This window comes from Nostoc sp. C117, assembly GCF_043099735.1.
GTDB lineage: Bacteria > Cyanobacteriota > Cyanobacteriia > Cyanobacteriales > Nostocaceae > Nostoc.
Map to the genome: position 1 here is coordinate 1,051,325 of NZ_CP170991.1, position 13,995 is coordinate 1,065,319.

General features: G+C 41.8%; 11 protein-coding genes. 6 read left to right on the forward strand and 5 right to left on the reverse strand.

Annotation, left to right across the window (positions count from 1 at the left end; genetic code table 11):
- Positions 1-9 precede the first annotated feature (9 nt).
- From ACFG4S_RS05900 to ACFG4S_RS05915, 4 genes are all read left to right on the forward strand, one after another.
- The gene (locus ACFG4S_RS05900) at positions 10-2,013 is read left to right on the forward strand and encodes a nitrate ABC transporter ATP-binding protein (protein WP_392533907.1); all 2,004 of its coding nucleotides are present in this window, start codon (positions 10-12) and stop codon (positions 2,011-2,013) included.
- A 58-nt stretch (positions 2,014-2,071) separates the two neighbouring features.
- Positions 2,072-2,914 carry a nitrate ABC transporter ATP-binding protein gene (locus tag ACFG4S_RS05905; RefSeq protein ID WP_392533908.1) on the forward strand — a complete coding sequence of 281 codons (843 nt, stop codon included), beginning with the start codon at positions 2,072-2,074 and terminating at the stop codon, positions 2,912-2,914.
- 191 nt (positions 2,915-3,105) lie between these two features.
- Complete coding sequence (locus tag ACFG4S_RS05910) at positions 3,106-3,984, forward strand: FG-GAP repeat domain-containing protein (protein ID WP_392533909.1); 879 nt, start codon at positions 3,106-3,108, stop codon at positions 3,982-3,984.
- 787 nt (positions 3,985-4,771) lie between these two features.
- A complete protein-coding gene (locus ACFG4S_RS05915; protein WP_392533910.1) occupies positions 4,772-7,030 on the forward strand; it encodes a DUF1796 family putative cysteine peptidase in 2,259 nt (752 codons plus the stop codon).
- A 121-nt stretch (positions 7,031-7,151) separates the two neighbouring features.
- Here the strand turns inward: ACFG4S_RS05915 and ACFG4S_RS05920 are convergent, their stop codons facing one another.
- Positions 7,152-7,838, reverse strand: a complete 687-nt coding sequence (locus tag ACFG4S_RS05920; protein WP_392533911.1) for a methyltransferase family protein — start codon at positions 7,836-7,838, stop codon at positions 7,152-7,154.
- A 138-nt stretch (positions 7,839-7,976) separates the two neighbouring features.
- On the opposite strand from ACFG4S_RS05920, the gene ACFG4S_RS05925 reads away from it, so the two are divergent.
- Both ACFG4S_RS05925 and ACFG4S_RS05930 read left to right on the forward strand, forming a co-directional pair.
- A complete protein-coding gene (locus ACFG4S_RS05925) occupies positions 7,977-8,219 on the forward strand; it encodes a helix-turn-helix domain-containing protein (protein WP_392533912.1) in 243 nt (80 codons plus the stop codon).
- A gap of 50 nt (positions 8,220-8,269) precedes the next feature.
- Positions 8,270-9,256 carry a DNA-methyltransferase gene (locus tag ACFG4S_RS05930; RefSeq protein ID WP_392533913.1) on the forward strand — a complete coding sequence of 329 codons (987 nt, stop codon included), beginning with the start codon at positions 8,270-8,272 and terminating at the stop codon, positions 9,254-9,256.
- Positions 9,257-9,274: 18 nt separating this feature from the next.
- On the opposite strand, the gene ACFG4S_RS05935 is transcribed toward ACFG4S_RS05930, so the two are convergent.
- The 4 genes from ACFG4S_RS05935 to ACFG4S_RS05950 form a co-directional block, all read right to left on the reverse strand.
- A complete protein-coding gene (locus ACFG4S_RS05935; RefSeq protein ID WP_392533914.1) occupies positions 9,275-9,868 on the reverse strand; it encodes a restriction endonuclease in 594 nt (197 codons plus the stop codon).
- 163 nt (positions 9,869-10,031) lie between these two features.
- Positions 10,032-11,540: an acyl-CoA synthetase gene (locus ACFG4S_RS05940; RefSeq protein WP_392533915.1), complete on the reverse strand. Its 1,509-nt coding sequence runs from the start codon at positions 11,538-11,540 to the stop codon at positions 10,032-10,034.
- A gap of 499 nt (positions 11,541-12,039) precedes the next feature.
- Positions 12,040-13,140 (reverse strand): response regulator, encoded by a 1,101-nt coding sequence (locus tag ACFG4S_RS05945; protein ID WP_392533916.1) that lies wholly within the window; start codon positions 13,138-13,140, stop codon positions 12,040-12,042.
- Positions 13,141-13,221: 81 nt separating this feature from the next.
- The gene (locus tag ACFG4S_RS05950) at positions 13,222-13,956 is read right to left on the reverse strand and encodes a response regulator transcription factor (RefSeq protein WP_392533917.1); all 735 of its coding nucleotides are present in this window, start codon (positions 13,954-13,956) and stop codon (positions 13,222-13,224) included.
- Positions 13,957-13,995: the final 39 nt, after the last annotated feature.

A 13,995-nucleotide genomic window follows, 5' to 3' on the forward strand; every position in this document is an offset into this window, starting at 1 on the left:
TTGAAACCTATGTCTATATTTGTTGCTGTTGACCAAATCGATAAAGTTTTTGAATTAAGCGGTGGTGGACAATATATTGCCCTGAAAGGTATTGATTTAGAAATTAGAAAAGGCGAATTTGTTTCACTTATTGGTCACTCCGGTTGCGGAAAATCCACTCTTTTAAACATGATTGCTGGGTTGGATTTACCAACAGAAGGTCTTGTGACTTTGGAAGGACAAAGAATCACCAAACCAGGCCCCGATAGAATGGTGGTTTTCCAAAATTATTCTCTGTTACCTTGGCGGACAGTGAGAGAAAATATTGCCTTAGCTGTAGATTCAGTCTTCAATGGGATGCCGGCAGATGAACGCAAAGCCATCATCGAAAAACATATAGATATGGTGGGTTTGCGTCCCCATGCAGACAAACAACCGGGAATGTTATCAGGTGGACAAAAACAACGAGTGGCGATCGCTCGCGCTTTGGCAATTCGTCCTAAACTACTACTATTAGACGAACCTTTCGGTGCATTAGACGCACTTACTCGTGGGAATTTGCAAGAACAGTTAATGCAAATTTGCGAACAAAATCAAGTTACGGCGGTGATGGTAACACACGATGTAGACGAAGCCGTGTTGTTATCTGATAGGATTGTCATGTTAACCAACGGGCCACAATCGAAAATTGGTGACATTTTAGAAGTTGATATTCCCAGACCCCGCAAACGCATGGAAGTAGTAGAACATCCCAGTTACTACAGCTTGCGGAGTGAAATGATTTACTTCCTCAACCAACAAAAACGCATCAAGAAAATTCGCGCCAGAAAAACTCCCGCGATCGCCCGTCATGGTTTAGAAAAAGTTAATCTAGAAATTGGCTTCTTACCCCTCACCGCTTGCGCCCCCCTAGCCATAGCCAAAGAAAAAGGCTTTTTCATCAAACATGGCTTAGATGAAGTCAATTTAGTCCGGGAAAGCAGTTGGCGAGGAATTGTCGATGGGATGACAGGCGGTTATTTAGATGCGGCACAAATGCCCTCAGGAATGCCAATGTGGTTAAGTTTGGGAGGGCATAAAAATCAACCCTTACCCGTTGTCACTGCCCTCACCATGACCCGCAACGGTAACGCCATCACCTTAGCCAAACGCTTTTACGACCAAGGCGTACACAGCTTATCCGACTTCAAAAAGTATCTTCTCAAAACCCGCGAACAACAACATCGAATGGGCGTAGTCCATCCTGCATCCATGCATAACTTATTGTTACGTTATTGGTTAGCAGCAGGTGGAATTGACCCCGACAGTGATGTGGATATGAAAAATATCCCCCCCGCCCAGATGGTAGTAGACTTAAAAGGCGGAACCATCGACGGGTACTGTGTCGGCGAACCTTGGAATTATCGCGCAGCCGTCGAAGGTTCAGGCTTTACCATTGCTACCGACTTAGAGGTTTGGTTGGGACACCCCGGTAAAGTTCTGGGTGTGCGAGAAGATTGGGCAGAAACTTATCCCAATACCCATATTGCTTTAACCAAAGCCTTACTAGAAGCTTGTCAATATTGTGCAAATCCTGCTAACGCCCAAGAAGTTCGCCAAATTTTAGCCAGTCGGGAATATGTCAGCACAGATATTGAGTATATCCAAATTGAAGATGTCAATGGCGCGACCTGTGACTTAGACCATCCCATGCGCGAGTATGCCCATCACCAATTTTATTCTGAGTCTGCCATTAACCGCCCCAGTCGAACCGAACAAATTTGGATTATGACCCAATTGGCACGTTGGGGTGACACACCCTTCCCCAGAAATTGGGTAGAAATTGTTGAACGAGTGTGTCGAGTGCGTGTTTTCAGTACCGCCGCCAGAGAATTAGGCTTAGATATCAGTTACACCCGTCAACCAATTCAACTATTTGATGGTAAACCCTTCAACGCCGACGACCCCATTAGCTACCTCAACGACTTACAAATTAAACGCGACTTCTCCATAGCCGAAGTCATACTAGATACCCCCAGAAGAACCGCAGCTTAAAACCTCCTTTGCGCCTCCGCCTCTGTGCGTGATAAAAATCTATCCCCATTCCCAAACAATGCAAAACCGCAACTTAAGAACTACCAACACCGCTACAAGCACAATTAGTCGTCAACCCTTCCTAGAAATCAAAGACGTTTCCAAAATCTATCCCACCAAAAAAGGACCCTTTACCGTCCTTGACGGCGTGAACCTCAACGTAGAACAAGGTGAATTTATTTGCGTTATCGGCCACTCTGGTTGTGGTAAATCGACGCTGTTAAATATGGTTTCTGGTTTTAACTTTCCCACATCAGGACAAGTGCTATTAGAAGGAGAACCAATTACCAAACCTGGCCCAGACAGAATGGTTGTGTTCCAAAACTATGCCTTGCTACCTTGGCGGACAGCCTTTGAAAATATTTATCTGGCTGTAAATGCAGTTTATCCCACCAAACCAGAAGCAGAAAAACGGTCAATCGTCCGGGAACATTTGGCGATGGTGGGACTAGGTGATGCAATGGAAAAGAAACCCATGCAAATGTCCGGCGGTATGAGACAGCGGGTTTCCATCGCCCGTGCTTTAGCGATTCGTCCGAAAGTGCTGATTCTAGATGAACCTTTTGGGGCGCTAGATGCCATTACCAAGGAAGAATTACAGGAAGAATTACTGAAAATCTGGGGCGATAATCGTTGTACTGTGCTGATGATTACCCATGATATTGATGAGGCGCTATTTTTGGCAGATAAATTGGTGATGATGACGAATGGTCCTCATGCGAAAATTGGCGAAGTGATGGAAATTCCCTTTGCTAGACCACGCGATCGCGCCCGCATCATGGAAGATCCTCAATATTACCAACTCCGTAATTACGCCTTAGACTTTTTGTTTAATCGCTTTGCCCATGATGATGTCGGTTAATTTACTCTAACCCAAGTTGGGGGTTATTAAATACAGACATACGATTAAATGCGATCGCTCACTCCAAATTGGTGATTGTACACTTGTGCAATCACCAATTTGACTTTGCATAAAAAAATTAGTCACACCTATTAAAGTCAGTGAAGGGTAATTCACAACCAACAACATTTACTTTATTTAGGATATAAGTGATGAAATTACGTCTACTTCAAGCTACCGCCTTTTTAGCATTGGCTTTCGCGTTTGTCATTCCAGCAAAAGCTGACGCTAAACCACAAAACTTACTCAAAGACTTTAATCAGGATAGAAAAACTGACATTCTCTGGTATCAGCCTTCTAGCGGACGCGTCAACGCTTGGTTGCTTGATGGTACAAAGGTTGTCAGCAATCCCGATCTGAGTTGGAATGTACCTGGAGATTCGGGATGGGAAATTAAAGGAACTGGAGACTTTAATCAGGATGGGAAAACTGACATTCTCTGGTATCAGCCTTCTAGTGGACGCGTCAACGCTTGGTTGCTTGATGGTACAAAGGTTGTCAGCAATCCCGATCTGAGTTGGAAGGTACCTGGAGATTCGGGATGGGAAATTAAAGGAACTGGAGACTTTAATCAGGATGGGAAAACTGACATTCTCTGGTATCAGCCTTCTAGTGGACGCGTCAACGCTTGGTTGCTTGATGGTACAAAGGTTGTCAGCAATCCCGATTTGAGTTGGAATGTACCTGGAGATTCGGGATGGGAAATTAAAGGAACTGGAGACTTTAATCAGGATGGGAAAACTGACATTCTCTGGTATCAGCCTTCTAGTGGACGCGTCAACACTTGGTTGCTTAATGGTACAAAGGTTGTCAGCAATCCCGATTTGAGTTGGAAGGTACCTGGAGATTCGGGATGGGAAATCAAAGGAACTGGAGACTTTAATCAGGATGGGAAAACTGACATTCTCTGGTATCAACCTTCTAGTGGACGCGTCAACGCTTGGTTGCTTAATGGTACAAAGGTTGTCAGCAATCCCGATTTGAGTTGGAAGGTACCTGGAGATTCGGGATGGGAGATTGTTTCTCGATAAAGTTTAATGAAAAAATATGTTTTCTGACTAAAGCTTTTGACGCTGAACTAGGGTTAGTCAACTTAACGCGAAACGGGCGGTTAGAAACCGCGTCTACACAAATAAAACCCACCTTGCGCGAACGCCAAGGGCGAACGTGGGTTTCAAAACCTTGACTTGACCTTAACGAAAGCTTGTATAGCCGCGAATCGCATTCGCAAAGGCTTAAGTTGACACCAATGATTCATGAATTACCCCTATTTATTTAATTTGGCGGATCAAAACGATTCACTACCGCAGCCCACAAAATCGTTTTTCTGGTTTGATTAAGTGTGTATTATTAAAGATAATTTTACTTCTAATTAAACATAGCTTTACTTTTAATTAAACACGCATCAACTTTAGTTGCTGGAAGCGAGAAACTAGAGATATTAATATCCACAGCAGATTTCCATCTGTAAATTAGACCAGCTAAGTCTCAAAGCTAGGTAGAAAGTCTCTTTTACTTCTGAATTCGGAAATCTGCTGTATTTGTCCAGATAAAAACAATAATGCTTGCTACACAAGACTTTCATTTCCAAGAGATGATTGTAGTCATAATCTGAAAAAATCAAGCTGCAAACGCAATTACTGTATAAGGTTTAAAAGTTGGCTTTGATTTTTCTTTTCTCAGAGTCATGGAATAAGGATAATTCAGAATTTAGAAAATTCAGAATTACTGTTAAAATCTCTATGTGATATTGTCAAAACAGCTTTCAGATTCAGCTTTCCTGTCTGGTATCGTCATCTCTAAATCAGGAATAAACTTATGTATCGATTCCAGATAAGTGCATACACCCAAACTGGTGAATCCATCGCTCTTGTAGGATCTATTGCGGAGTTGGGACTGTGGCAGATGAAAAAATGTGTCCATCTGCGTACAAGTGGCGATCGCTATCCTTTATGGTGGACAGATACAGAAATCAACATTGAACCGTCTTTGGAGTCAGGCCATAGCCAGAGAGTTGAATATAAATATGTACGTCTCGATGCCAACGGCAGTGGGCGATGGGAAGCTTTAGGCACCAACCGCTGGATACCAATCGATCCTGAAGATTACTCGAAAAAAATTGTTGTAGATGATGGCGCATTCGGTTATTTGCAGCCTTATCCATTCGGATATTTTACTGAAGAACCTGCTGCCAAAATCCCCCAAAATGAAGAGTCCCAGAACCTGAAAATCGTTGTCATTGGCAGTTCTGTAGCATTTGGTTATAAAGCTTGGCTGTTAAGAAATTGGACTTGGCTCTTAGGACAAGCTTTGCAGCAAAAATATGGACATCAAATAGTCAACGTGTGCGAAGTGGGGGCGAATGTAGGCAGAACCATCGCCCGATTTGCCTCAGTTGTCACGCCAGAAAAACCCGATGTAGTGATTATTGCCTTATCTCTCGGCAACGAGGGATTAGCCTACTGTCTGCCTCACGAACGACGGGCAATCCAGCGGCGATTTGAAAGTGGTTTACAGCAGCTGGTGAAAATGACGCGAGACATCGGCGCACGTCCAATTCTCGGCGGCGTCTATCCGAATAACGACTATTCACCTGACCATCACTGGCTATTGCAGGACACACATAACCGAATGCTGAGTTGGGATGTGACAGTACTGAATTGGTTGGCAGCCTTAGATAATGGACAGGGACGCTGGAAAGATGGGATATCCTTCGATCCGGCTCATCCCAACACCGTTGGTCACCGCTTGATGTATGATGCCATCGACCAGAACTTATTTGCGATCGCCAAAAACGAATTAGCAAAAGATAAACAACGCTTCCAGCAGCCAAGTGAAATCACCATCTATCTTGACAATGCTGGCTTCTATATCTCTGCTTGTATCGAACAAAAGCGTTTGCGAATCGTTAATCCATCAAAATATACCTACACCATCGCTCCCTATTGGCAGGAACTACAAACTGCACTGCAAACTAAGGCAGGATTGATCCCCGGTATTTACATTGCCAAGTCTGCCCAAGCAGGGATACTCCCCTTCTTTGCCGTCCAAGAAGATGGGGCGATCGCCACCACGCTAGACATCCCCCCTGGTGCTGATTTAGAATACAGCGCCGCCTTCAATCTTTTTTCACCAAACAACTCCAAATTGTTCTTCTATGATGGGCATCTGGGGATTTTGCAACAAGACGAACGCCACCTCTGGGTAATTAACGAATCAGACAACGAATACAACATCCAGCCGATGTGGCAGGAAATACGCCTAGCATTGAAATCTCTGCCATCAGGCGTCTACGAAGATGTGCTGCATCCCAATGCACCCTTCCGCACCATGATGATAGGTGACAAGGGTCTGGAAAGCCGGGTGAAAGCACCACCAAAGTCAGCTATGCTGCTCCAATACAAATGTAAATTATCAGATATTAGTCGAGTTGCTATTCTGCCACTAGGCGATCGCTGTGCCGTCCGTATGATGCTGTATAAAATGGAGTACGACGGTCCCGCCTTTCCCTTCGATTTAACGCGTACTACGAATATTGCAGACATCGCAGATCTGATCGAAAATCGTTTTGATGATATGTGGAACCCGGCCTTTTTGCATTACAATCCAGAGGCGGGTAGAATCTACCACAGCAAATGGACGGGTTTATCATTTGCCCATGAAGTCGAAGACACAGACGATCCTGTTAATGATATGTCTCCCGTTTATGAACGGATGCGCCTTCGTTACAGCGCACGCTCAGAAAGGTTTTGGTATACACTAGAAAACTGCGACAAAGTGCTTTTTGTTCGCACAGGTATTAGCGATCGCGGTGGCGTCATAGATTTGGTCAACAAGCTGCAAAAACAATGCCAGAAAAAGCCATTTCATCTGCTGCTACTTTCTCCCCAAGCTAGTAATGAGTTTTTAGACCTTCCCAATGTGCTGCATTACAATGTCGAGTTTAATCCCGATCGCATGTATGACGATTTGGGACACTGGATGTACTGCACAGAGGTGATGCGAGGAATTCTGGAATCCCTTGGGGTATCCAGCAAAAATCTCTTTTGGTGCCCGCCGAATCCTCCGAAGGGGTGAGGCAAAAGGGTAGCAAACTACTCCCTTCCCACTCTTAGATTACCTCTCTTTTCTTTCTCTGCGCCTCTGCGTGAGAGAAAAAATATTTCGGTATTCTTTCACCAGTATTATGGGGTAGGTGCTAATAGATGTATGGAAATAAGCGCTTGGTTTGCTGACAATACGATTGATACTCCTCCCCGAACCGCTGTTCTAACATCTGCTCTTCAATTGCAATCCGATTACCAAACCAAACCACACAGACCGTTAACAACAGACCTAAACCCCATAAACTCTGCAACATGATGCAAAATCCCAGAAATAGAAGAATATAACTCGTATAAATGGGATGTCTAATTAAACTGTAGATACCGTCAGTAACTAGCTGATGATCTGATTTAATTGTAAGACGGTCAAAGAATTTGCCTAAGGTTTTAATTGCAACCTGGCTAACAACAATTGCAGCACAAACTAAGGCGATCGCAATTACAGTTAAACATAGATCGACGCTTGTGTTCAATGTCTGGTCTTGAAGTGAAAATGTGTATAGCGTTAGCCAGTGTACACCCAGTAACCCAACAACTGTAATCAGCGAAGCTACGCGCCCAGAAGTGGCTTGAACTTGGCGGTCTTCTTGACGGCTGACTAGCTGACCATAGCGAATAAGTCGCCAAACTGTTCCCAGGAAAAAAATGAAATAGCTGACTGATAAAAAGACTACTCTCGAGTCTCTTACGACTCCAAACTGTGCGCCTGGAATGACAATCAACACAGCAATAACAGCCAGTAAGGCAAAAATCAATCCCACAGATTTCAGGAACGCCGCCATGAATACAAGCTCCTTAGCATTGAACTATGTAGATTTAGACAAAACGCTGAACATCGACAAACAGTGACAAAATTTCAGTTACCCTTGAAGATGCAACACCGAAAAAATTGACTCCGGTGATTATATCACTCTCATCGTATGACAGACTCCGGATCAAATGATAGCCCTGAATTACTTTCTGTAACTCAAACTGCCAAGCTACTGAATGTAACTCGTCAGCGAATTCACGACCTAATTAAGAATGGTCAGATAATAGCTTGCAAACTTGGGCGTTACTATTACATAGAAGTTGCTGAGGTAGAGAGATACAAGAATCAACCTACTGGAAAACCCTATCAGCCGCGTAGTACAACCTCTGAAGAACTTTCTATTGACAATTGACAATAGAGTTTATAGACTCAAGCAATACTAACGTACTAGAGATTAAGTCAATGCTTCCGTTTCAAGCGATCGCACCTGATGTTGCAACTCAAAAAGGACTGGAACAAGTTTACATGAGTGAACATGGCATACTCTACCAAGGAGACTGCCTTCAACTTCTGTCAGCTTTGCCTGATGAGTTTGTAGATATGGTATTTGCCGACCCACCTTTTAATCTTGGTAAAGAATATGGTGAAGGTATAAGCGATCGGATGGAAGCAGATCAATATTTAAGCTGGTCGCAACAGTGGCTTGATGAAAGCATTCGCGTACTTAAACCAGGTGGCAGCTTATTCATCTTCAACCTGCCCAAATGGTGTATCGAGTACGGCGCATACCTCAATCGCAAAGAAATGTGTTTTCGGCATTGGATTGCTTGCAGAATGCCGAAGGCTTTTCCTAGAGGTAAAAAGATGTCTCCGGCTCACTACGGACTGATCTATTACACAAAAGGCGAGCCAAGCGTCTTCAACAAAGTCTACACACCCATTCAACTCTGTCGGCACTGTGGCAAAGAGATCCGTGACTATGGTGGGCATCGAAAAAGCCTCAATGAAAAAGGCATCAACTTAATGGATGTCTGGGATATGACAGAAGATGTTTGGGAGGACGCCTCTGAAGCTTCCAGTACTGAAGTTTTATGGACGTTAACTGAGGAAATGTGGACTGATATTCCACCCGTTCGGCATCGTCGGCACAAAAAACGAGTCCCCAACGAACTAGCTCCCATTATGCTGGAACGAATTATTGCAATGGCATCTCATCCAGGACAGATTGTGGTTGATCCTTTTGGGGGTTCTGGTACCACATTTTATGCAGCAGAAAAACTACACCGTTACTGGATTGGTTCAGAAATTGGAGATACAGAGCCAGCAATAGACCGCTTGACTGACTTGGCTGATGGAATTGTAGAGCAATGGGAATCAGCAAGAGGAAGCAAGAAATTGAAACAATCCAAAACAACTGCATTACAACTGCCCATTCCTTACTCTACATAGCTATTCATGTAGGAGAATTTAGACTAATGCACGACCATCTGTTCCTTTAGTAATCTTTGGTACGTTTTCATCTACTCGATCGTGTTCAATTACGAAGATTGCCAGAAAACCTTCTTCAATGCGAACTGCCCGCCAAACATCAAAGTATGGCTCTAGCTCTTCATAGTTACCAATCCGATCGGTTAGATAAGGATAGAGTTTTCTACTTGGGAGTACCAAGACAGCACCTAGAAAAACACCCCGTAGTAATCCAAGACAGAGTTTATTGACTGCTCGATGGCTTGAAGAGATATTGCCCGTTTCCCACTCAAGCGCAAAAAGATAGTTGTCAATGACCTTTGTTGCGTCTACCTTTCCTGGCGATCGGGTTGCATAGTTAATCGAAGTTTCGAGACTCCATGCAAATTTATCCCTCAATGCAATCATGCAAGCATCTTTAATTGGCTTAACACCATTACCGTGCTTTGTTGGATTGATTGTAAAACTGGATGTACCAGGAGGATGAACGATTAAAGAGATAGCATCACGAATTTCAGCCCTAATAATCAACCAATCGTTTGATTCTTCAAAATTCCCAACACTGATCAGAGAAACTTCTTGAACAATTTTCATATTAACGACTCATTGACTTAGCTATGCAAAAATAGTGCAGGTTTGCCTATTTGTTGCAAGAGTTAAGCTTTGTTTCTACAATGCCTACTCGCGGTTACACCCTCATAGTCAACTCGGAGCCAACTAACTTTAAAGCTTCAAGTTTAATTGAGCATTGAGGCTATCAACAAAATAGCTCAACCACTATCGGCTTAGTTACTTTCCCCATCGCGTTACGCGGTAATTCTTCAACTATCAAAATTTGGGTTGGCACCTTATAGACAGCTAATCGCTCTTTTGCCCAACTCCTAAGAGATTCTAATGTCAAAGTTTGTGAGCTTTCCAATACTAACGCCGCACAAACCCGCTCACCCCACTCTATATCTGCAACCCCAACTACAGCACATTCCTGAATATCTGGATGGGTTCTTAACACTTCTTCAATTTCCAAAGCTGAAACTTTATAACCTCCGGTTTTGATGATATCTACGCTCATCCGTCCCAGAATGCGATAGTTGTCGTTCTCGACTACAGCCAGATCTCCAGTACGAAACCAACCATCTTGGAAGGCTTTGGCGGTTGCTTGGGGGTTTTGCCAATATTCTCCAAACACTGTGGCGCCTTTGACTTGAATTTCTCCTGGTGTTCCTGGTGGGACTAACTCTCCACTCTCATCCACTAATCTTACTTCCACCTGAGGCAAAGGCTGACCCACATATCCTGGTAACCGTTCACCGTGTAAACAATTCGATAACGCCATGCCAATTTCCGTCATTCCATAGCGCTCCAGCAGAAAATGACCGCTAATACTTTGCCACTTTTCTAAAACTTGAACTGGTAAGGCTGCTGAACCAGAAACCATCAGGCGCATTTTCGCACAACCTGCTGACATACTTTTCTGGCGTTCCTTAGAGGCATTTTCCCAAGCAGCAATCAGCTTGACATAAATTGTCGGTACTGCCATAAATAAAGTTAAATCACCGTGAGAAATTCGGTTCCAAACAACTTCGGCGTCAAACTTGCTTAACATGTGACACTCTGCGCCAGCCCATAAAGCACAGCTCAATACATTGACAATTCCATGAATATGATGTAAGGGCAGTACATGCAAAATGCGATCGCTAGATGTCCATTCCCAAGCGTTAATCAAGCTAGTGACTTGAGCTTGAATATTCTGATGGGTTGTAACTACGCCCTTGGGTTTACCTGTTGTTCCACTGGTGTAGAGAATTAAGGCGCGTCTGGTGATATCTACATCTGGGAGGTTCTTCACATTAGATGGGAGCGTTTCTGAGGTGAGGATAAATCGCAAATTTTTTTCTTCGGCGAGCGATCGCAATATATCCTCAAAATTAGGATGGGCAACAATAATCGATGCTCCGGAATTTGTAATCACATACTCCAACTCTGGCCGCGGATGGGAAACACACAAAGGTACTGCTATTCCACCAGCACGCCAAATCCCCCACTGAGTAGCTACATACTCAAACCCCGCCGGGATGAGAAAAGCAACTCGCTGCTCGTGTAAATCATCGGCATTTTCAAGAAGACTTGTGGCGATTTGGCTAGAAGTATAGAGCAAATCTCGATAAGTAAATACTCCGACTGTTGTTGCGTTGGCGGAGCCTCTAGGAACGATAATCGCTATTTTCTCATTGTGTTCTTGAGCGCGAGTAATTAATGGGAGATTCACGTTTTTTACCGATTTAGGGGTCTAGTTAGTGAAAGTATACAATTTGATATGAACCATTATGTACAGATTTAAACCCCGGTTTCTTAAGCTGATGCGCGTCTAAAGTATATAAACAATCTTGATAGTCGTTGACTGTTGACTATTGACTGTTGACGGGTTTTCAGTCATCATTCATCAGGTAAATGTACAAATTAAATTAAGATATCAACAATTATCACGCTAAAGCTAGATATTTAAGAATTGGTAATGATATTGTGTATGTAAAGTAAAAAGTTAATACTTGAGAAGTCATAATCTAGAAAAAATCTATAATAATCCGCTTTTATTTTCAGAAAGTACTTGGATTAGCAGTTAATAAACAACATAAATAAACTTATTTAAATATTACTAAATTAGGAAAATAAAAGATACTTCTTACAGTAATATCATTACATTAATTCATCAAATTTAATCCTGATTATTCAACTATTCGGAGTAATGAATTATTTCAATTTTAGTTTTACATAGGTCTGTAAGGCAAAACAATACTGACAATAGTTTGTTGCTCAGGAATGCTATTGATTGTCAATTTACCACCGTATAATTTGACTATATGCTGAACAATACTCAGCCCTAGTCCTGAACCCTGTTGTTCATAGAACTTTCGATTAAATTGGATAAAAGCTCCAATTCTTTCAATTTCCTCAGCCATCATTCCTTTTCCATTATCAACTATATGTAAATAAAATTTACTACTATCACAATTGCTAATAACTCGAACTTCACTACCAGGTAAAGAAAATTTAAAGGCATTGTCTATCAATTCTTCAATGACAATACTCAATTTATCCTCTGGCATTTGCACAGTTGATTCTTGAAGTTCAAGGGTCAAATCTTTGGCTCTAGATAATTCTCTAGCTTTTTGAAGACAAATCTCACTAATAACTCTTTGAACAAGAAATTTATCTGATTCTTGTTGAATTTGGCGAACTTTTTTGTCATCTCTTATGATTAATTCTAGATCGGAATAGAGTAAAAATCTTTGAGCTAATCTATTTAATCGATTAGCAGAAGTGTAAATTAATTCGGCAATTTCTATTTCTTCAGACTCACGCATGACGCGACAATTGTCAACTAACAACTGTGACATCCCAATAATACCATTTAAAGGAGTATTTAGTTCGTGAGGCAATGAGTGAGCAATATTCATTCGTAGTTCATCTAGCTTAGCTTGAGATTGACGCTGGACTAGAGATTGTTTTTGAAGACGAGTAGCGATCGCGTTTAATAGTTCTTCCGTTGTAAATGGTTTTGTCAAATAATCATCGGCTCCAAATTCCATTCCTTGACGAAAATCAGAACGATCGGCTTTAGCTGTGACAAATATCAAAGGAATATTCAGAGTTGCTTCATTTTGACGCAGAGCAGATAGTAGGCTATAGCCATCTAATTCTGGCATCATGATGTCACATATAATCAAATCAGGTAATTTTGCTTTAGCAATTTCTAGTCCAATTTTCCCATTCGGGGCTATCAACGTTTTAAAATCAGAAAGTTGTAAAATTTCCTCAACATTTTCCCGAATTTGTTCTTCATCTTCAATAATTAAAATTGTGTTCATATAGTATATAATTTCAACTCTTATTATTTATATTTAACATATGAAATTTTACTGAAAAATTACTAGTTTAATATTTACCTTTCATTTATGCTGATTAAGCAAATTGAATTTTTGCAAAATCTTGGCATTATCTGGCGTTAGCAAGACTTGTAAATTCTTCATTTCATTCAAAAGATCAATTTCCCGAACACATTCTTGTTGTAATATAGCCAAGTAGCGATCGCGCTCGATATCTGATTGAGATTGTTTCAGCATATGGATTGCCATATTAATATTAGAAAGAGGATTACCTAAGTCTTGTAAAAGTTTTTGTAAAACCTCATTGTGCATGTCTGCTAGTTGTTTGCTCTCTTGAAGCTTTTGTGAGTTTACCTGTATTTGTTGCCTGAGCTTCATATTTTGTTGACGTTCTTGTTCATACTGCTGTTTAAGTAAATATGGCTTTTCTATCCGCGCCAATCTAATCTCAATTGCTTTGAGAAGTTCTTCAGTAAAGAAAGGTTTTGTCAAATAATCATCAGCTCCTAGCTCCATAGCTTGACGTAGGTTACCACGCTCTACTTTTGCAGTCAGAAAAATCAGTGGTATAGACTCAGTTTCTGGATCGTGACGTAAGGCTTCTAGCACGCTGTAGCCATCTAGATCGGGCATCATAATGTCACAACATATCAGGTCTGGCTTTTCTGCTTTAGCAAGCCGTAATCCTTCTGTACCATTGTTTGCAGTAATAGTATTAAAATCTGACAAACTTAAAATCTGTTCAATGTTTGAGCAGACTTGGATTTCATCTTCAATTACTAATATTTTTTTATTCATCCTCTTGTTTAAATAGTTATTTTGTTTATCGAGTTTGGA